Origin of the sequence: Lysinibacillus sp. OL1, from assembly GCF_004332175.1 — a bacterium.
Lineage (GTDB): Bacteria > Bacillota > Bacilli > Bacillales_A > Planococcaceae > Lysinibacillus > Lysinibacillus capsici.
Genome location: NZ_SJDS01000099.1, coordinates 1 through 269 on the forward strand (window position 1 = coordinate 1; position 269 = coordinate 269).

At 34.6% G+C, this 269-nt stretch carries 1 protein-coding gene; it reads right to left on the reverse strand.

Features of this window, described 5'->3' with window-relative positions:
* Positions 1–29: 29 nt before the first annotated feature.
* The coding region (locus tag EW028_RS24645; protein ID WP_373565037.1) for a MarR family winged helix-turn-helix transcriptional regulator at positions 30–269 on the reverse strand (240 nt) is incomplete at its 5' end.

Sequence of the window (269 nt, forward strand, 5' to 3'; positions counted from 1 at the left end):
TTACTTATAAACAGCTAATTTGCTCCATTTTAAATCTCATTTTCCTCTTCTTTCAGATTAGCCAAAATTCTTTCTTGAAAACCTTCAAACTGACGAATTTCTTCCTCTGAAAATCCTTTGTAAAAGATCGTATCCAATTTCTGACTGACACGATGCCCCACTTCTTTCTGAGACTGCCCCAACTCTGTTAAAACTAAATACTTCTTACGCTTATCTTTTCCACATGGACTAACGGTTACAAGATTTTGTTCCTCTAGCTTTTTTATCAT